This window comes from Pseudomonas sp. stari2, from assembly GCF_040760005.1.
Taxonomy (GTDB): domain Bacteria; phylum Pseudomonadota; class Gammaproteobacteria; order Pseudomonadales; family Pseudomonadaceae; genus Aquipseudomonas.
Map to the genome: position 1 here is coordinate 4928522 of NZ_CP099760.1, position 18506 is coordinate 4947027.

Sequence of the window (18506 nt, forward strand, 5' to 3'; positions counted from 1 at the left end):
GCGTCTGCAAAAGTGAGTCGCTGTAAGAGCGAAACCGCCAGCGGCAGCACCCAAAGCAACGGATATTCACCCAATCAACCAAAGCATGGTCGTCTCCAAGGACGCCACGCCAAACAAAAAAAAGCCCCTCAAAAAGAGGGGCTCCTTGAACAACCAAAAATCAGGTCATCTGAATGATGGTCTGCATGATGGTGCTCTGGGTCGAGATGGTCTTGGCGTTCGCCTGATAGTTGCTCTGGCCCTTGATCAGATCCACCAGCTCGTTGGTCAGGTTAACGTTCGACTCTTCCAGCGAGTTGGATACGACCGAACCCAGGGTACCGGTTTCCGGCGCATCGTAGCCCGGGATACCCGAAGCGAAAGTCTCTTTCCAACTGGTCCCGCCAATCGGTTGCAGGCCCTGCTCGTTGGTGAAGCTGGCCAGCGCAACCTGGCCGATGGCCTTGCTCTGGTTGTTGCTGAAGTTGGCGAACAGGGTACCGGTACCGTCGATGGTCAGGTTGGTGATCTGGCCGGTGGCGTAACCATCCTGGGTCGGAATCGAACGCGCGGTATCGGCGTTGTACTGAGTGGTCTTGGCCATGGAGATGGTAATGCCGGCCGGGTTCGCCGAAGCACCGTTGGCAGACCAGACACCATTGGTCACAGTCCCGGGCACCCAGCCAGTGAGCTTCAGGTCACTGCTGATCGTGGCTGGCGGAGTGCTGACCTGAGTCAGTTTGCCAGTGGAGTCGAAGGTCATGGTGGAAGCCACTGGTGCGGTGACCTTAGGATCACTGCCGGTAGCATCCGGGTTACGACCGTCCACCAGGGTGTAGACCTTCCAGGTGTTGGCGCCGGTCTTGACCATGTATTGATCCATGGTGTGCTGGTTGCCCTGGCTGTCATAGATCGGAGTACTGAACGACTTGGTGTAGGTCGCCGTGTTGGTCGGGTCGAATTTGCCGGCCGCCACAGTATCGTCGATCACCGGAGCGGTCGAGTTCAGGTTGATGGTCGAAGTGACCAGCGAGGTGGACTTCGGCGCCAGGTTCGAGGTATCGATCTTCAGGTCGGTCAACACGCCGTTGATGATCTTGCCGTTGGAATCCACACCGTAACCCTGCAGACGCGAGGTGTAGTCGGTGTTGGTGATGTAGCCGTCCTTGTCGACCTTGAACGTACCGGCACGGGTGTAGGACACCGAACCGTTGTTGCTCAGGGTGAAGAAGCCGGAACCGTTGATCCCCATGTCCAGCACGTTGCCGGTGTTGTTGATGTCACCCTGGGTGAACTGCTGGGAAACGTTAGCCAGGCGCACGCCGTTGCCGATGACCTTGCTGCCGCTGCCCAGGCGAGTCGCCGAGTAGACGTCTTCGAATTCCGCGCGGGACGATTTGAAACCGGCTGTCGCGACGTTGGCGATGTTGTTGCCGGTCACGTCCAGTTGCTTGTTGGCTGCATAGAGACCGCTAAGGCCGATATTGAAAGACATATTCCACTCCTTTGTGCCGGTTAGTCGGCTCTATATACCAATGGTTTGTACTTTGGACAGAGCAACGGTGCCCTTGCCGGACAGGTTGAGCATCAGCTCGCCGCCGGTCTGGCTGATCGTCACGCTGGTGACGGTGGCCGGCAGGTAGGTCGCCATATCGGTCGAGGTGCCATTGATCGAGGCGTTGGCCTTGACGGTATAAGTACCGGTCTTCACCAGGTTGCCGTCCTTGTCCTTGCCGTCCCAGGTAAAGCTCGCATTGCCGGCGGCGCGACTGCCCAGATCGATGGTGCGAACGACCGTGCCGCTGCTGTCGGTGATGCTGACGGTGCCGCCGGCAATCGACGACGGAACGGTGACCGAACCGGTCATGCCTTTGCTCGGATCGTCGAGCTGGACCGAGTTGGTCTGCACGATCACGTTGCGGCCAACCAGCGACGAAGCCTGCAAGGCTTGCGACGAGTTGTAGTTGCCGGCCAGCGAACTCACGGTGCTGTTGAGGGTGGTGATCCCCTCGAGGCTGCTGAACTGCGCCAGCTGGGCAACGAATGCACTGTTGTCCTGCGGGTCGAGCGGGTTCTGGTTTTTCAGCTGGGTCACCAGCAACTGCAGGAACGCATCCTTGCCCAGGGCCTGGCCGCCGGTGGCGCTGTTGGTAGCCGAAGCGATGCCGCCGGTGGTCGTGCTACTGGTCTTCTTCGAAGAGTTGGCCAGTATGTCGTTCATCGTCAGGCTGCTGGTGGTATCGGTAACACTCATGACAGTCGCCCCTTATTACTGACCGAGGGTCAGTACCTTCTGCATCATGGTTTTGGCGGTGTTCATCATTTCGGCGTTGGTCTGGAAGGACCGGCTCGCGGAAATCATGTCGGCCATTTCTTCCACCACGTTGACGTTCGGGTAGTAGACGTAGCCCTTGGCGTCGGCGGCCGGATGATTCGGCTCGTAGCGCGCTTCGAGGTTGCTCTGGTCTTCGACCACGCCGAGTACCTGCACGCCCTGGCCTGCGGCGTCCTGGTTCTGGAACAGCGAATTGCTGCCGCCGCTCTGGCCGCCCTGAAACATGGTGGCGAACACCGGGTGACGGGCGCGATAGGTCTGGTCGATGCTCGACGAGACGGTTTCGGCGTTGGCGATGTTCGAAGCCACGGTGTTCAAACGCGTGGTCTGGGCGCTCATGCCGCTGCCGGCAATGTTGAAAACGCTGGACAGGGACATGGATTACTCTCCGCGCAGGGCTGACACCAGCCCTTTGAATTTGCTGTTGAGCAGGGTGAAGCTGGCCTGGAAGCCGACGGCGTTTTCCGCGTAGTTCGACTGTTCCAGCTGAGCGTCAACGGTGTTCTGGTCGATCGATGGCTGCATCGGCGTGCGATACATCAGCGACTCGTCGCCATTGCCCAGACCTTCAGCTTCGATGTGACGGCTGTTGGTCATGTTCAGGGCGATGGTGCCGTTGGCGTTCTTCTGGCTCTGTGCTTCGAGCACTTTGGAGAAATCCAGATCCCGAGCCTTGTAGTTCGGGGTGTCGGCGTTGGCGATGTTGTTGGCCAGGACTTCGGCACGCTGGGCGCGGAAGCCCAGGGCTTTTTCGTGAATTCCGAGCGCTTTATCGAAGCTGATGCTCATGTCGGGAACCTTCAGGTGACCGGGTTTTTCGTAACAGGGTTATAGCAAGCGTCGTGCCAGTTTTAAAAAGCCCCGTATTCCGGGGCTTTGCAGGGGATCGGCAAAGCGGCAATGCCAGAAAAGCGGCAACGGGTTTCCGCCGGATGCCGCTTTTCTGCCGCTTGCCGCCCGCAAAAAACCTCAGGCATAAAAAACGGGAGTCCCTGAGGACTCCCGTTTTTTGTGTTGCCGGTGACAGTCACTTCGCCTGGTAAATGATCCCCGGGCTGCACTGGACCATCTGGTAATGATCCGGCAGACCGTTCAGCGCTTCGGAAGCGCCGAGGAACAGATAACCGCCCGGCTTCAGTGTGCTGTGAATACGCAACAGGATGTCCTTCTTCACCTCGGCGGAGAAGTAGATCAGCACGTTGCGGCAGAACACGATGTCGAACTTGCCAAGGCTTGCGTAGCTGTCGAGCAAGTTGAACGAGCGAAATTCCACCCGGTTCTTGATCGGCGCCTTGATCACCCAGCGTCCCGGCCCTTTCGGGTCGAAGTAGCGCTGCAGACGATCGGCGGAAAGACCACGACCGATCGCCAGGCTGTCGTATTCGCCGGTCTTGCAGTTGGTCAGCATGCTGCCGGACAGATCCGTGGCGACAATCTGCACGCCCATCTTCAACTGACCGATGTTGGTCCGCTCGAACTCGTCGATCGACATCGACAGCGAATAGGGTTCCTGACCCGACGAGCAGGCCGCCGACCAGATCCGCAGACGCTGGTTGGGGCTGGCCTTGATCGCCTCGGGCAGCACCTTGTTCTTCAAGACTTCAAACGGATAGGTGTCGCGAAACCACAGGGTTTCGTTGGTCGTCATGGCATCGACCACCTGCTCGCGCAAACCGCTGCGCGGCTGGGTCTGGATGCGCTGTACCAGCTCACCCAGGGACTTGATGCCTTGCTGCTCCATCAGTTTGTTGAGACGGCTCGAGACCAGGTACTGCTTGTTTTCACCGAGCAAAATGCCACAGGCTTTTTCCAGGAAGACCCGGAACTGTTCGAAATCCAAATTACCCGTAGACAAATGATGCCGCCTCTTAAATCGTGTTGACCGCCAGGGACGGAAAGTCCCTAGCTGATATCTGCTGCTTTGATCCGGTCGACTACCCGGGATGCCAGGTCATCAGGACGGAATTTGGCCAGGAAGTCATCGGCACCGACCTTCTTGACCATCGCCTGGTTGAACACACCCGACAACGAAGTATGCAGGATGATATGAAGCTTTTGCATGCGAGGGTCGCTGCGGATTTCGGCCGTCAGGGTGTACCCGTCCATCTCCGGCATTTCGATGTCGGAGATCATCATCAGGAACTCTTCTTCCGGCTTCTTGCCCTCATCGACCAGCTTGCGCAGGTAATCCAGCGCCTGTTTGCCGTCGTTCAGCGCCACCACTTCGACACCGACCGTCTGCAGGCAACGTGTCACCTGCTTGCGCGCCACCGACGAGTCATCGACCGTCAGCACCCGCAACGACAATGCCTTGCTCTGGGTCTCGACATCCACCACGCCGACCGAAATCGCTTCCGGTGTCGGTGCGACTTCCGCCAGCACCTTCTCGACGTCGATGATTTCGACTAACTGATTGTCCACCCGAGTCACAGCGGTCAGGTAATGATCGCGACCGGTCCCCTTGGGTGGCGGATGGATCTCTTCCCAGTTCATGTTGACGATACGTTCCACCGAGCGCACCAGGAAACCCTGGGTCTTGGTGTTGTATTCCGTGATGATCACGAACGGACTGTTCTTGTCTTTCAACGCCCCGGAGCCGGTCGCCATTGCCAGATCAAGGATCGGAATGGTCGCCCCCCGGATATTCGCCACCCCGCACACGACAGGACTGGACTTGGGCATCAGCGTCAGTTGCGGGCACTGCAGCACTTCCCGAACCTTGAACACGTTGATCCCGTAGAGCTGTTGACCGTCGAGACGGAACAACAACAGCTCCAGGCGATTCTGCCCCACCAGTTGCGTGCGCTGGTTCACCGAATCCATTACACCAGCCATGCCCAGACTCCTACACCAACGCCAAGTGTTGTTGCGACGCACATTCATTGCTAAACGGCACGGCGCTTGCTTTTTAACTCTTATGAACACTCAAACGACATTTTTCCGACGCCTGACATCCCCCCTTCGCAGAGGACTTTGCGCGGTGTCCGCCGCTTGCCTGTTTTTCGCGGGCAGCCCTGCCATTGCTGATGCGGTTACCTTGCCTGACATGCTTATCGGCGTCACTCAGGGCTTTCTTGAATTCACCGTAGAAGACTATCTGGCTACCAGTCAAACAGAAGGGCGTTATGAAATCGAGGTCAAGCAGCTCGATCCGCGCATGCGCATGCCTATGTGCGACAAGGAATTGACAGCGTCCCTGGAGAGTCCGGGGCGTCCTTTGGGTCGTGTGACCGTCAAGGTCCGCTGTGAAGGCGCCTCCCCCTGGACCGTGTTCGTACCCGCTCAAGTCCGCCTGTTTCGCGAGGTTGTGACGACCACTCGTCCCCTCAAGCGCGCAGGAATAATCGAACCTCAGGACGTGACTCTGCGTGAACATGACGTCAGCCAGATCAATCAGGGTTTCCTGACGTCGGTGGATGAGGCGATCGGGCAAAAATTGACCCGACCAACGGTCGCCGACCAAGTGATTACCCTTGTGCACCTGGAACAGGCGGAAGTCGTTCGCAAAGGGGATCAAGTGGTAATTACGGCTCGCAGCGGCACACTCGCCGTACGCATGCCGGGCGAGGCCCTGTCCAACGGCGGCCTGAAAGAGCAGATTCGAGTGAAAAACCTCAATTCTCAACGGGTCATCAAGGCGCAGGTCATGGCGCCGGGCCAAGTGGAAGTGGCAATGTGAGCAACGATTGGAGCGATGACAGGAAAGCCTCGTGAGTGGTCGCGCAGAAAACTGGCGCCAACCTGAGCGGTTCCCTAAACTGTGCCGCAGCAGGACCTGCGCGGCGCATGCAGGCTCATTGGTAAAAGAGCCTAAAGTTTTCCAGGGGATGGCCGAGAACATGGCAAGCGTCCAAATTCCCAGAGGTTTTTAACATGGTCATCGATTTCAGCCGTTTGAACAGCTCCTCGTCACTTACGGGCAGTACACGTACCAGCGCGCCCAAGGAAACCGCCGAAACCGGCACTTCCACGCCGCTGAATACCCCGGCCGAACAGGCCAGTACCGCAAAAAGCGGGGAATCGGTACACCTCAGCAATGAGGCTCAACAGTTGCAGAAGGTCACTGACAAGCTGCGCGATCAGCCTGCCGTCGACAAAGCCCGTGTGGCCGAGTTGAAAGCAGCGATTGCCGATGGCAGCTATAAAGTCGACAGCAACCGTGTAGCCAGCAAACTGCTCAACTTCGAAGCCCAGCGCTAGGCCTCGGCCTGCGCCAGGCTTTTGGACGCTTAAAACCCAAGGCCAGCCATGCACGACACTACTTTATTGCAACTGATCACCGACGACTTTGCTCCAGCTCAACAATTGCTGGAGTTACTGCAATCCGAGTCCCTCGCCTTGCATGGTCGCGACATGCCACTGCTGGAAGAAATTCTGGCGCGCAAACAGGCATTGATCATTCTGCTCGAGCAGCATGGCCGCAAGCGCAGCGAAATCCTCGCCAGCCTCAATCTGTCGCTCGACCGTAAAGGTCTGGAGCAACTCGCCAGCCAGTCGAGCATCGGCGATCAGTTGCTGAGTCAGAGCGACGTTCTGACCGATCTGATCGCCCAGTGCCAGGCGGCCAACGTCAAGAATGGCCAGTCGATCGTGATACAGCAGGCCGCCACGGCCAACCAGCTGAAAATCCTTACCGGCGGCGAGCCTCCCGCGCTCTATGACGCCAGTGGCACCTTCTCCAAACTGCAGAAACCGCGCGCGCTCAGCCAGGCGTGATGCTTTCTTCCATGCTTGCGCCCTATCAACGCGCGATACATGCTGGCAAAATAATGGCCAGCCGTAGTCAAATTTTGTCTGGAGATTGATTAAACGTGTCCAATGATGACGCTCCGCAGCCCCCAAAGGTGCTTACCACGCCCCTGGAGATCTCCAGCAATCTGCGCCAGCTGCAAGAGAGCCACGATCCGCTGATCATCACCTTTCACGAACGCAGCCAGCGCTTCCAGAGCTACCTGATCAAGGTCGACCGGGAAACCACCACCATTGCCCTGGACGAAATGATCCCGCGCGATGGCGAGCGCTTCCTGCTGGCTGGCGAATCCTTCAAGGTCGAAGGCTTCCACGAAGGCGTGCGCATCGCCTGGGAATACAACGGCACGCTGGACATCAAGGAATCCGACGGTGACCGCTTCTATGTCGGCGAGATGCCCAGCGAAGTGGTCTATCACCAGCGCCGCAATGCCTTCCGCGCGGCCCTGAAGCTGACCGATCTGGTCAGCGTCGAACTGGGTGGCGAAAAGCTCAAGTCGCCGATTGGTGGCAAGCTGCTGGATATTTCCGCTACCGGCTGCAAGCTGCGCTTTGAAGGTGATATCACCAACCGCCTGCAACTGGGCCAGGTCTACGATCGCCTGATCGCACCGCCACTGTTCGGCAATCAACCAATATCGGTCGAACTGCGTTACCTGCACTTCGAGGAAAAACTCAACATCACCTTCGCCGGCCTGCGCTTTCACAACATCAGCGGCCCGGCAGCGCGCAACGTCGAGCGTTTCGTCTATCAGTTGCAACGTGAAGCACGGCGCTTCGACAAAGACGACCTCTGATTCGTACGCACCATGAAAAACGGGCAGTCCCTTGCGGTGACTGCCCGTTTTTTATGCCTGGTGTTTTTTCAGGATCAAGGCCTGGCGCCACTGATGTCCGGTGCAGGATTGTCGTTGCCGGCATCCGGCTCAACAGGTGATTCAGGTTCAGTGGCGGGCTCGGGTGCCGGTTCAGGTGCAACCGTGGTCTGCATCTGCTCCTGCACCACTTGCTCGTCGACCCGTGGATCGAGCGCCGCCACCAGAGGTGAACTGGACATGCTGTCCGGCATCGCCACGTGATGCAGCGGTGCGTCGTCGACCTGGTGCAGATTGGTCACGGCTTTCGGCCGGATGCGCCACACCAGCACCAGCGCGAAAAAGGTGAAGAACGCATACAGGCTCTGACTGCCGAACATTTTCATCAACACACCGGCCAGCAACGGCCCGATGCTGGCGCCGACCCCATAGGTCACCAGCAACATCGCGGTGAGCGATACCCGCCGATCGCCTTCGACATGGTCGTTGGAGAACGCCACGGCCAGTGGATACAGGCAGAACTGCACCAGCGAACACAGGAAGCCGACGACGAATAAAATCTCCAGCGGCACCTGCGGCATGATCGCCAGTGGCAAGGCAGCTATCGCCAGAAACCCGGCAAAGCAACGGATCAACAAGGCTCGGTCATAACGATCAGACAACCAGCCCAGCGGCCACTGCACCAGCAGCCCGGCAAAAATGCAGGTACCCATGAACAGACCGACCTGTTCGGTGGACAGTCCCTGCTGCGACGCATAGAGCGGCGCCAGACCGTAGAACGAACCGATGATCAAACCGGCACTGAGCACCGTACTCAATGACTGCGGCACGCGTTTGATGAAAAAGCGCGGCTCCATCGGCGCCGGATGCAGCGGCGCCGGGTGAATCCGTCGAGTCAGCGCCACTGGCACCAGACACAACGCAAAACACAGGGCGACCAGCATCAGCAGTTCCAGGCCCAACCCCGGGTGCATGACCAGAATCAGCTGACCGAGCACCAGCCCCAGATACGAAGCGATCATGTAGCCGCTGAACACCACGCCGCGTTGATTGGCGTCGGCCTGCTCGTTCAGCCAGCTCTCGATCACCATGTACTGGCACATCATGCCGAGACCGACAATCGTCCGCAGCACCAGCCAGGCCGGCAACCAGTCCACCAGACCATGGCCGAGCACCGCCGCGCCGACGATGCCGGCACACGCCGAGTAAGCGCGGATGTGCCCGACCCGGGCAATCAGGCGGTGACCGATCTTGCCGCCCAGCACCAGACCAAAATAGTTGGCCGCCATCAACGCACCAACCCACAGTCCATCGACATGGTCGGCCGCCAGACGCAACGCCAGATAAGTAGAAAGAAGGCCCGAGCCGATCAACATCATCAGCGAGGCGAAATACAGCGCTCGAAAGGATTTCCAGATTTGGCGCATCGGCGTTCCGAGCGGCTCCTTGCAGTGAGTATCGGGCTATCGAACGATAGCCCGATGGCGACAGTTCGTCAGGCCTGGGCAGCTAGAACACGCCGTTCCCAGGGAGTGATTTCATCAAAGAAACTGGTCAACTCCATGGTTTTCGAAGCGATGTAGCCTTCGATGAACTCCTTGCCGAACAGTTCCTTGGCCAACTGGCTGCGTTTCAGACGTTCGAGCGCAGCGTGCATCGTGCACGGCAGCGAAAGATTGTCCGGCACTTCGAACTCACCCTGGATCGGCGCGCTCGGTTCCAGTTCATGCTCGATGCCATGCAGACCGGCCGCCAGACTCGCGGCAATCGCCAGATAAGGGTTGGCATCGGCGCCCGGCAAACGGTTTTCGACCCGACGGGCGACCGCCGAACTGGCCGGAATCCGTAGGCCCGCTGCGCGGTTGTCGTGAGACCAGCAAGCATTGTTCGGCGACGCAAACGGATGACACAGGCGCTGATAGGAATTGACGTTCGGTGCAAACAGCGCGGTGAAATCGGCCATGCCCGCCTGCTGCCCGCCGATGAAGTGGCGGAACATCGCGGTCGGCTGACCGTTCTCATCGCTGAACACATTCTTGCCGCTGCCGATCTCGACGATGCTCTGGTGAATGTGCATCGAACTGCCGGGCGTTTGCGCCAGCGGCTTGGCCATGCAGACCACGGTCAGGCCATGCTTGAGCGCGACTTCCTTGAGCAGGTGCTTGAACAGGAAGGTCTGGTCGGCCAGCAACAGCGGATCACCGTGCAACAGGTTGATCTCGAACTGGCTGACGCCCATTTCGTGCATGAAGGTATCGCGCGGCAGGCCCAGGGCCGCCATGCATTTATAGACTTCACTGAAGAACGGGCGCAGACCGTTGTTGGAGCTGACGCTGAACGCCGAGTGACCGTCCTCGCGACGACCGTCGAGACCGATTGGCGGCTGGAACGGTTGAGTCGGATCGGTGTTCGCAGCGAACACAAAGAATTCGAGTTCGGTCGCCACCACCGGCGCCAGGCCGAGGGCTGCGTAGCGGGCAATGACTTTCTTGAGCTGGCCACGGGTCGACAGGTTGGAGCTTTCGCCGGTCAGCTCGTCGGCATCACAGATGGCCAGCGCGCGCGGCTCCTGACTCCACGGCAGAGGATGGATTTGCGCAGGGTCGGCCACCAGCGCCAGGTCGCCATCATCGCTGCCGTAGAACCGCGCAGCGGGATAGCCCCCCATGATGCATTGGAGCAGCACCCCCCGAGCCATCTGCAAACGCCGCCCTTCGAGGAAACCCTCGGCGGTCATTACCTTGCCTCGTGGTACGCCGTTCAAATCCGGCGTGACACATTCAATCTCATCAATGCCCGTCAATCGCTGCGCGAGTGAACGCTGGCCATCGGTTGTCATGACGCAATCCTTGTTATTGTGCGAGCCGCGAACGGCGACCCGGACAAAATAGGCTTCAGCTGTTCGGAATATCAAGCAGCGGCCAACAAAAAGACTTCGAGTCGATGAATCCGTGATTCAGGGCAGGTAAATACTGAACACACCACCACCCAATGGCCCGCCATTGCGGATCTCGGTCCGACCGCCGACACCGTTGCGCTGATGCAGCGCCGCGATGCGTCCGGCGAAGTACAGACCCAGGCCGGTACTGCCGCTGCTGTGATTGATGCCCTGCACATAATCGGCCTGACGTTCGAGCATCTCGACCGGGTAGCCGTCGCCGTCATCGTTGATGCTCAACACCAGTTGCCCGGCCTCGTCGCTGACAGTGATCAGCAGCGATTCACGGGCGTAGCGGATCGCGTTGTTGATGCAGTTGCCGAGCACCGAGGCGATCAGTTCACGGTCGAAGAAACCCAGGGGACTCAGAGGGTCGACTTCGTAAGTGGCAATGATTCCACGACTGGCGAAAACCTCTTGATGAGCCGCCAGTTGCGCCTCGATGAAATCGTCCAACTCGTGATACGCCGGCTGCAACGGCATCTGGTTGACCCCGAGCTTGTACAGCCCGAGCAACTGCACCAGCATGCCGTTGAGGTGGGCGAACTCGAAATCGATCACGCCCTGCTCCGGCACCTTGCGCTGAGCCTCGGGCAGGCGCGCCAGCCATTGGCTGTGGGCCTGCATGAGCATGGCCAGAGAGTTCTTCATGTCGTGCACGGTGGAGGCAATCACCGTGGAAAAATCCAGTGCCTGCTCGTCTTGGTTCATTCGCCAAACGCCTTGCTTTTCAGCTTCTGATAACGCGAATAACGCGCGTCGGTGTCGGGCATCATGCCCACCAGTTTCAGGCAGGCCCGACATTCTTCCAGCTCCGCCGACGGCACACTGGTGTCGGTGCCATGCAGCAGCGACTGCGCCATGTTCAGCGCAATACTGATGTTCTTCGGTTGCATCTTCAGCGCCTTGCGGAACACCTCCCGGGCCTCCACCAGGTTGCCGGTCTTGTACACGCGCACGCCCTGACGGTTGAGGTCGGCAGCCGCGTTACTGGAACTGAGAATAGTCGGGTCGTCGGTGAGCTTGGCGATGTCCTTCATCACCGTCGGGTCATCGCCGTAGATTTCCGCGCAGCTCTTGAGCATCGACGTGCCCGCCTCGGCCTGGCCGAGCATCTGCAATTGCTTGGCGACCAACAACGCCGCTTCAGGGCTCATGAACTGCTCCATGCCGTCAAGACGCATCAGCGCTTGTTCGGTGAGTTTCTCGGCGGTCTCGGCGTCATTGAGCAGCAGACTGGTGGCCTTCATCAGTCGCGCACGAATCTGCAGGCCAGGGTCGGTCGGGTTCTCCTTGGCCACGGCACTGAGGGTGGTGTTGATCTCCAGCCGCGTGCGGGTATCGAGTCCTTTCTCGCTGCCCTTGCTGATCAGCGCATGGGCCAGGCCCAGATTGCTCTCCGGGTCCTTGAAGCGCGACTGCGCACCTTGGGATACGGCCTGACGGTAGGCCCGCGACGCCGTGTCGAAATCCTCGTTGGCCATCGCCAGCTTGCCGAGCAACGCTTGTCGACGTACCGCCAGCGGCGACAGACGGATCGCCTCTTCCAACACCTGTTGCGCGCCCTTGGTATCGCCTTCGGCCACCAGGACATCCGCCATGCCGTCGTACAGTGCCGGCATCATCGGGAACACCTTCAGGGCTTTTTCATACACGCCTTTGGCCTGCGCAATCTGACCGCGCTTGAACAACAACTTGCCCAGACCGGCAAATGCCCACGGCAGCGGCCGGTCAGCGATGATGCTGTCATACAGCCGCTCGAGCGCTTCGTTCTGATTCATGTCGCGCAAGGCATCGGCGCGGTAACGCAGGCACAGCGGCGAATAGCGGATGTCCTGTTTGCACAGGGCGATACAGGCGTTGAGTACCTCGACCGGTTTGCCACGGTCGAGGGCCTGAAGAATCGGTTTGAGCAGGGTCTTGCGCTGCTCCAGTCGTTCCAGGCGCTGGGCCAGCCCGATGCGGTTGAACGGCTTGGTCAGGTACGCATCCGGTTCGTGTTCCAAAGCACTGAGCACCATCGCCTGACTGGTCTCGGCGGTGACCATCACAAACACCGCTTCGTGACTGATCAGCTTGTCCACCATCAGGTCTTCCAGCACCTGCTGACCGTTTTTCTTGCCGTCACCGAGGTGAAAATCCTGGAGGATGAAGTGATAGGACTTCTGCGCGCACATTTTCAGCGCCTGCTCACCGGTGTCGGCGGTGTCCACGTCCTTGACGCCCAGCTCGCGCAACATCGAGCGCACGGAACTGCGGAAATCCGAGAAATCATCGACGATCAGAAAACTCTTTTGGTGATACGACAGCATCGAGGATTTCCAGGCAATTGAAGAGGATGGACCGAGGGCATATTTCAGGCGCGCAGATGATAGCTGCCGGCCAAATGCTATCAAGCGATTTCGTGCGACTCTGAAGTCACCGAATGGGTTATCGGCCGGATCAACGGTTCTCTTGAAGCGGGGCTTCAAGATTCATTGCACAGCGATTACCCTGCGCGCCTGCTCTCACCCTCCTACTTCAGGGTTTTCATCGTGTACATCAAAGGACGCTACATCGTATCGGCCTGTGCGCTGCTGTTTTTCCAGCAGGTACAGGCCAGCGGAATGGACTGCACAAAGGCTGTGAGTGTTGTGGAGAATGCAATTTGCGCGGAGAAGCCGCTGTATGAGCTGGATGCGCAGATGGGGGCGGTTTATCGCAAGTTGATGAATGCGGCGCCGCAGATGCGGGCCGAACTGAAGAATACCCAGCGTCGGTGGCTGAGCGAACGTAATGAGTGCGCTGACAATATCGACTGCCTGAGCCAGCACTATCGGGATCGCTTGCAGGTATTGCACGCGCAGTGGATCGAGGCCGTTGCCTATAGACCCGACGACGTTGACAGGCAGGTCATGGAGGATCTGCAACTGCGAGTTCGGGAGATGAGCAAGGAGAATCCGGAGTTTGCGCTGGAGCGGGCTCTTGGCTCTCTCACCAGCGAAAATGGCGAAACCTCATTCTCCGGCGATCCAAATGACGACCCTGCCGAGGATCAGACAGTCTTCCCCAAAAGAATACCCAAGGGCGTCACCCAGGATGAATGGAAAGCGCTTAACACTTCCGGCCTCGATGCTGATGCCGAGCAAGGTCAGGCGAATTACACATTGATAGACCTGGACGGCGACGGCCAACGGGACCTGTTCGTTTCAACCTATACCGGTGGTACCAGCCTGTTCAGTTTCCATGAAACCTTCCGTCGAGATGGAGAGCGCTTTACGAGAAGGTTGGTCCCGTATGATCCGGAAGCCAGCGCCGGCAGCTCGTTGTTCTCCACCAGTGATCGCGGTGCCAACCAGTCGGCAGGCTGGATCAAATCTCACGGAAGGATGTATCTCGCCTTCCGCAACGGTTCATACGGCGCGGATGATTTGTACTTGCTCAATCCCCTTAAGATCAACAGCCAGATACCGACGGTCACGGTCCGGTACGACTACAAACTGACTGTACCTCGCAGTCAGCACCGTGACGCAGATGACACCGCCTACAAAATTGCGGCCGGTTTGCAAAAGACGCTCACCCAGGCTCTGATCAAATCGAATGCCGGCAAACCTCTGCTAACGAACCCGCAGGAAGGTCCCATCTGCCCCGTTCCTGCATCAGAAGAAGACCCTGATAGCTACAACAGCTATGGCGCCAGTTATTACGTAGTAGAACCGGTCACAGACATGTCGGTGACCATCGCTAACGAGTGTTACATCGCGAGGCTGATCAATTGGTACGGGAGTTATAACGAGGAAAACGGACTACCCGCATTACTGATGCTGCGTAAACCTGGGCCAGAAGGTACCGAGCTGAGTTACTCGGTCAACGGACGCCGACATGTCACGCAGGTCAGCTCCACTATTGGCAAAGCCGAAGATGGGGCAGAGATCTTTTAGGCCATTGTTTGGCGTTGCAGACAACCACAAAAAAGCCCCGCCAGATCACTCTGCGCGGGGCTTTTGAATGTGTGGTGTCCCAGGGCAGGTTCGAACTGCCAACCTTCCCCTTAGGAGGGGGATGCTCTATCCAATTGAGCTACTGAGACACAGGACTGTCGGTGCGACAGACGGCGTGCATGTTAACGGCCGGGCCCTGATTTGTCATGTCGTCCGCAGGGCTTTTTAAGTGTAGGCAGGCGCCCTGCAATGCAGTCGGACGTTTTATCGTGCAATTTGCATCCCTCCAAAAAGCCATCATTGCAGAATGCAATCCACTCCATGCTAAAAACCCTGCTAAATGCTTGTTTTTAAAGGACTTGCCAGCGGTTAGACTAGTGGCACGACGGATGCTTCAGTGATTCTCATAAAAGAACAACTGGAGAACCGTCTCATGAACCGCGTCCTCTTGCTCGCCAACGCAATCGCCCTGACGGTTCTGGTAGGATTTCAATTAATTCCCCAGCACAACGAAGCAGTGGCCCAGCGCATGCCGCATTATCTGCAAGTGCAAAAGGCGCCGCAGTGGGCGGTGCTGAGTGATCAGCGCGGCGTACTTGCGCAAGACGTCAGCGAGTCAAATCAGGCACAGACGACACCGATGTCCGAACGCTTGGTGTTTTGAATCATTTCCGGAGTACAGCATGTCCAAATCCGCCCTGGGGTTGTTGATCCTCGCTTTCTTGAGCGGTGTTCTGCATTTCTCGCTGTTCGAAGAGACCGAAATATCTTTGCCCCTGATTGGCTGCGGCGTTTTCTCTGTGCTGTTTGCGCTGGCCCTGGTTGCCGGGCGCAAGATCAAGTTTGATCCGGTACTGCGTTAAGCATGACCAGCTCCAACAGGTGACCAACGGCATCGGCCAGGTCGCCCGAGTTGTCGATCAGATGCACAGCCATATCGGTTGAGCGCCTTTCCTTGAACAGTGTATTGCGGGCAAGCCTCGCATCGATCTGCTCAAGCGTCTCCCGACCACGCCGGAGCAGGCGGTCACGCAACACATCATCGCGAACTGTCAGCAACACTGGCACCAGTGTCGGATAGGCTTCCAGCGCTTGTCGAAGGTTCGCCCGAGAGCCGTTGACCAGCACATGTTTCCCGGCTTTTAACCATTGTTCCATTTCCACCGGAATTCCGTAGGAGAGGCCGTTGGCTTGCCATGCCAGAGAAAAATCCCCGGCGCGCTGACGCTCTTCGAACTCTTGCGGCGTCACACCGATCGCATCCTCACCCACGGATTCGGCCGAACGGGTAATCACCCGACGTATGACTTCGCAGTTCAACGAACGCAACGGGGCACGCGCAGCCTCGATCAGACTGTCCTTGCCGGAACCGGATGGCCCCATGAGATAAATCAGCCTGCCATCCATCCTGAAAACGCCCTCCGGCGGGCATTTGCCCCTAGTAAATCGGCCATTCGCCACTATCCTGTACAAGGTAAGGAACAAGGATTCTAGCCGCATAGCATGCACGGTCTGATGCCTTCGAGCATCTGTTCGTGCGCTTCAGGACGCGGTCAGCGATACGGGCCGACGCATTCTTTTCAAACCAGTCCGCATTTCTGATAATTGGTGCTGGCATTACGCCTTTACCCGGATCAATATTTGTCACAGAATTGACGCCAATGATCTGGCAATTTTGAGGCATGATGCGAGCCTCTTAACAATTCAGGTTGAACCATTTGGCGCGGATGCTTGTCCTACGACTCATCCTGCGGCCAATCCCGAGAACCGCTCCCCTGAACTAACCGGTTAAATATATGCGCCCATTGAAACAGGCAATTTATTCCAGCCGTACGGCTGACAAGTTCGTCGTACGTCTGCCAGACGGAATGCGTGAACGCATTGCCGAGGTGGCTCGCAATCATCATCGCAGCATGAACTCCGAGATCATTGCGCGCCTTGAGCAGAGTCTTATTCAGGAAGGTGCACTGGGCGAAGAGCTGAGCATGCGCCTCGACAGCCCGGAGCTTTCGCTGCACGAACGCGAGTTGTTGCAACGCTTCCGTCAACTCTCCCATCGCCAGCAGAACGCGCTGGTTTCTCTGATCGCCCACGACGCCGAAATGGCCGCAGACGCATCCTGAGTCAAACCGAACATCTCAAGCCAGCATGAGTGCTGGCTTTTTTTTGCCCGCAATTCAGGCTTTTCACAGGCGAAAAAAAGCCCGCCAATTGGCGGGCCTTTTCAATTCAGGCGATCAGAGCAGGAAAATCGTCGCCAACCCCAGGAAGATGAAGAAGCCACCACTGTCGGTCATGGCTGTGATCATCACACTTGCTCCCATTGCCGGATCGCGCCCCATCTTGGCGAGGGTCATCGGGATCAACACCCCCATCAGTGCCGCCAACAGCAGATTCAGCGTCATGGCAGCCGTCATCACCACGCCCAGTGACCAACTGCCATAAAGCAAATAAGCCACCACACCAATCACACCACCCCAGACCAGGCCGTTGATCAGCGCTACAGCGAGCTCTTTGCGCATCAGGCGCGAAGTATTGCCGGTGCTGACCTGATCGAGCGCCATGGCACGAACGATCATGGTGATCGTCTGGTTGCCGGAGTTGCCGCCAATGCCCGCGACAATCGGCATCAGGGCTGCCAGTGCCACCAGCTTCTCGATCGAGCCTTCGAACAGGCCGATCACCCGCGACGCGACGAATGCCGTGATCAGGTTGATCGCCAGCCACGCCCAACGGTTGCGCAGGGATTTCCAGACCGAAGCGAAAATATCTTCCTCTTCACGCAGACCCGCCATGTTGAGGACTTCACTTTCGCTCTCCTCACGAATCAGGTCGACCATTTCGTCGATGGTCAGACGGCCGATCAGCTTGCCGTTCTTGTCGACCACCGGGGCCGAGATCAAGTCGTAACGTTCGAACGCCTGAGCGGCGTCGTAGGCGTCTTCGTCCGGGTGGAAACTCACGGGATCGCTGGCCATCACCTCGGAAACCTGTTTCTCCGGATCATTGACCAGCAAGCGCTTGATTGGCAGCACGCCCTTGAGCACGCCGTCGTAATCGACCACGAACAGTTTGTCGGTATGGCCCGGCAGCTCTTTCAGGCGGCGCAGGTAACGCAGAACCACTTCGAGACTGACATCCTCACGGATGGTCACCATCTCGAAGTCCATCAGCGCACCGACCTGCTCCTCGTCATAGGAGAGGGCCGAACGCACGCGCTCACGCTGCTGCTGATCCAGGGTCTCCATCAGCTCATGGACGACATCTCGCGGCAGCTCGGAGGCCAGATCAGCAAGTTCGTCGGCATCCATGTCCTTGGCGGCAGCCAGGAGCTCGTGATCGTCCATGTCGGCGATCAGCGTTTCACGGACGGAGTCGGATACTTCGAGAAGAATGTCGCCGTCGCGATCAGCCTTGACCAACTGCCAGAGCGTCAGACGATCGTCCAGCGGCAGGGCTTCAAGAATGTAGGCAACGTCGGCGGAGTGCAGATCATCGAGCTTGCGTTGCAGCTCGACGAGGTTTTGCCGGTGGACCAGGTTCTCGACCCGGTCATGATGTGCGCCTTCCTGGCGATGAGTCAGGTCTTCGACGACCCGTTGGCGCTGCAGCAGCTCAACGACCTGAGCCAGGCGATCCTGCAGGCTTTCCTGTGTTTTCTTTACTTCGATTTCGGACATAGGCGAACTCCACTCCCAGCAGCGGGGCACGCCGGAAGGATCAATCAGTCAATTCATGATTGGTAAAACGGGGTACTGAGTAACTACTGG

Annotated in this window: 20 protein-coding genes and 1 tRNA gene; 8 read left to right on the forward strand and 13 right to left on the reverse strand. The window is 58.1% G+C overall.

Annotated elements, in window-relative coordinates:
• Positions 1-160: 160 nt before the first annotated feature.
• From flgE to NH234_RS22520, 6 genes are all read right to left on the reverse strand, one after another.
• Positions 161-1474 (reverse strand): flagellar hook protein FlgE, encoded by a 1314-nt coding sequence (gene flgE, locus NH234_RS22495; RefSeq protein ID WP_085730399.1) that lies wholly within the window; start codon positions 1472-1474, stop codon positions 161-163.
• Positions 1475-1504: 30 nt separating this feature from the next.
• The gene (gene flgD, locus NH234_RS22500; protein WP_085711003.1) at positions 1505-2233 is read right to left on the reverse strand and encodes a flagellar hook assembly protein FlgD; all 729 of its coding nucleotides are present in this window, start codon (positions 2231-2233) and stop codon (positions 1505-1507) included.
• 15 nt (positions 2234-2248) lie between these two features.
• Entirely contained in the window at positions 2249-2692 is a 444-nt protein-coding gene (gene flgC, locus NH234_RS22505; RefSeq protein ID WP_054593596.1) for a flagellar basal body rod protein FlgC, read from the reverse strand.
• A gap of 3 nt (positions 2693-2695) precedes the next feature.
• Positions 2696-3103: a flagellar basal body rod protein FlgB gene (flgB, locus tag NH234_RS22510; protein WP_025112931.1), complete on the reverse strand. Its 408-nt coding sequence runs from the start codon at positions 3101-3103 to the stop codon at positions 2696-2698.
• 238 nt (positions 3104-3341) lie between these two features.
• Positions 3342-4169, reverse strand: coding sequence for a protein-glutamate O-methyltransferase CheR (cheR, locus tag NH234_RS22515; RefSeq protein ID WP_085683589.1), 828 nt, complete (start codon positions 4167-4169; stop codon positions 3342-3344).
• A 47-nt stretch (positions 4170-4216) separates the two neighbouring features.
• Positions 4217-5149, reverse strand: a complete 933-nt coding sequence (locus tag NH234_RS22520) for a chemotaxis protein CheV (RefSeq protein WP_007960326.1) — start codon at positions 5147-5149, stop codon at positions 4217-4219.
• An 82-nt stretch (positions 5150-5231) separates the two neighbouring features.
• Between NH234_RS22520 and flgA the strand changes: the two genes are divergently transcribed.
• The 4 genes from flgA to NH234_RS22540 all read left to right on the forward strand — a co-directional run bounded on the left by flgA (position 5232) and on the right by NH234_RS22540 (position 7860).
• Positions 5232-5993, forward strand: coding sequence for a flagellar basal body P-ring formation chaperone FlgA (flgA, locus tag NH234_RS22525; protein WP_085730396.1), 762 nt, complete (start codon positions 5232-5234; stop codon positions 5991-5993).
• 194 nt (positions 5994-6187) lie between these two features.
• Positions 6188-6514 (forward strand): flagellar biosynthesis anti-sigma factor FlgM, encoded by a 327-nt coding sequence (flgM, locus tag NH234_RS22530; protein ID WP_367254353.1) that lies wholly within the window; start codon positions 6188-6190, stop codon positions 6512-6514.
• 48 nt (positions 6515-6562) lie between these two features.
• On the forward strand, positions 6563-7030 hold the full coding sequence (locus NH234_RS22535) for a flagella synthesis protein FlgN (protein ID WP_085730394.1): 468 nt from the start codon (positions 6563-6565) through the stop codon (positions 7028-7030).
• Positions 7031-7125: 95 nt separating this feature from the next.
• Entirely contained in the window at positions 7126-7860 is a 735-nt protein-coding gene (locus NH234_RS22540; protein WP_367254354.1) for a flagellar brake protein, read from the forward strand.
• Positions 7861-7934: 74 nt separating this feature from the next.
• On the opposite strand, the gene NH234_RS22545 is transcribed toward NH234_RS22540, so the two are convergent.
• From NH234_RS22545 to NH234_RS22560, 4 genes are all read right to left on the reverse strand, one after another.
• Positions 7935-9305 carry an MFS transporter gene (locus tag NH234_RS22545; protein ID WP_367254355.1) on the reverse strand — a complete coding sequence of 457 codons (1371 nt, stop codon included), beginning with the start codon at positions 9303-9305 and terminating at the stop codon, positions 7935-7937.
• Positions 9306-9373: 68 nt separating this feature from the next.
• Positions 9374-10615, reverse strand: a complete 1242-nt coding sequence (locus NH234_RS22550; protein ID WP_367257224.1) for a glutamine synthetase family protein — start codon at positions 10613-10615, stop codon at positions 9374-9376.
• A 219-nt stretch (positions 10616-10834) separates the two neighbouring features.
• Positions 10835-11527 carry a sensor histidine kinase gene (locus tag NH234_RS22555; RefSeq protein ID WP_367254356.1) on the reverse strand — a complete coding sequence of 231 codons (693 nt, stop codon included), beginning with the start codon at positions 11525-11527 and terminating at the stop codon, positions 10835-10837.
• Positions 11524-13128: a tetratricopeptide repeat-containing response regulator gene (locus NH234_RS22560; RefSeq protein ID WP_085730389.1), complete on the reverse strand. Its 1605-nt coding sequence runs from the start codon at positions 13126-13128 to the stop codon at positions 11524-11526. The genes NH234_RS22555 and NH234_RS22560 overlap by 4 nt, the downstream gene beginning before the upstream one ends.
• Positions 13129-13350: 222 nt before the next feature.
• Here NH234_RS22560 and NH234_RS22565 point away from each other — a divergent pair, with 222 nt between their 5' ends.
• A complete protein-coding gene (locus NH234_RS22565; RefSeq protein ID WP_367254357.1) occupies positions 13351-14736 on the forward strand; it encodes a lysozyme inhibitor LprI family protein in 1386 nt (461 codons plus the stop codon).
• Positions 14737-14808: 72 nt separating this feature from the next.
• On the opposite strand, the gene NH234_RS22570 is transcribed toward NH234_RS22565, so the two are convergent.
• Positions 14809-14885 (reverse strand) — tRNA-Arg (locus tag NH234_RS22570).
• A 284-nt stretch (positions 14886-15169) separates the two neighbouring features.
• Between NH234_RS22570 and NH234_RS22575 the strand changes: the two genes are divergently transcribed.
• Positions 15170-15400 (forward strand): hypothetical protein, encoded by a 231-nt coding sequence (locus NH234_RS22575; RefSeq protein ID WP_085730366.1) that lies wholly within the window; start codon positions 15170-15172, stop codon positions 15398-15400.
• 19 nt (positions 15401-15419) lie between these two features.
• Positions 15420-15599 (forward strand): PA3371 family protein, encoded by a 180-nt coding sequence (locus tag NH234_RS22580; protein ID WP_085730365.1) that lies wholly within the window; start codon positions 15420-15422, stop codon positions 15597-15599.
• Here the strand turns inward: NH234_RS22580 and phnN are convergent.
• Positions 15574-16143: a phosphonate metabolism protein/1,5-bisphosphokinase (PRPP-forming) PhnN gene (gene phnN, locus NH234_RS22585; protein ID WP_085730364.1), complete on the reverse strand. Its 570-nt coding sequence runs from the start codon at positions 16141-16143 to the stop codon at positions 15574-15576. The genes NH234_RS22580 and phnN overlap by 26 nt on opposite strands.
• Before the next feature lie 389 nt (positions 16144-16532).
• Here phnN and NH234_RS22590 point away from each other — a divergent pair, with 389 nt between their 5' ends.
• Positions 16533-16859, forward strand: a complete 327-nt coding sequence (locus NH234_RS22590; protein WP_003178899.1) for an Arc family DNA-binding protein — start codon at positions 16533-16535, stop codon at positions 16857-16859.
• 114 nt (positions 16860-16973) lie between these two features.
• On the opposite strand, the gene mgtE is transcribed toward NH234_RS22590, so the two are convergent.
• A complete protein-coding gene (gene mgtE, locus NH234_RS22595; RefSeq protein ID WP_085730362.1) occupies positions 16974-18416 on the reverse strand; it encodes a magnesium transporter in 1443 nt (480 codons plus the stop codon).
• Positions 18417-18506 lie beyond the last annotated feature (90 nt).